The organism is Vibrio sp. 811 (assembly GCF_033339195.1).
Window position 1 is genome coordinate 1 of sequence record NZ_JAWOUB010000539.1, and the last position, 630, is coordinate 630.

The 630-nt window shown below is 41.9% G+C and carries 1 protein-coding gene; it reads left to right on the top strand.

Translation table 11 applies throughout. The features are described 5' to 3' along the window. Positions 1 to 603: putative capsular polysaccharide synthesis family protein (locus R7Q46_RS27965; protein ID WP_318078404.1), on the top strand; the 603-nt coding region annotated here is incomplete at its 5' end. Between the last annotated feature and the right edge of the window lie 27 nt (positions 604 to 630).

Below are 630 nucleotides of genomic sequence, written 5' to 3' on the forward strand. Positions count from 1 at the left end.
TACCGCTTGGTTCTGAATAAACCCAAGCGCCTTTTGCAAAAGCGGGAGCAAAGCAAGACCGGTACATTAAGCCGTGACCCGATTGCGACGGTTTTCTCCCGTTTTTTCCAAGATTTGCATCTGCAATTTATCGAAGGCAAAAAGAACGATGCCATCCACCGCGATATGGAAGTGACCTACAAGCATCTCGAGCATTGCTTTGATAACTACATCAACCTGAACTACTTCGCAGATTGGTTCGATAACGAGCTAAAACGTAACTTCAGCATCGATGTCATGCGCCAAGAGATCGATAACACTCAACCATTTTTTACGTTCAACAATGACAAAGCCAGCGTCATTCTGATTAAGTGCGAGCAACTGAGTTCCCTTGACAAAGAGATTGGAGACTTCCTAAATGTCGACAACTTTGTTCTGAAAAACAGCAATGAAGCAAAGAACAAATGGTATTCCAACATCCACCAATACTTTAAACAGCATTACGATTTTTCTAAGTTGTTTTACATGTATGACTTACCGCTTTATCGCCATATTTACTCGCAGCCAGAACGAGAAGCCTTCAAAACCAAGTGGTTACAAACACCAGGGACAAAGTCAGCATGAAAAAAGTACTTCATATTACCGAAGCTT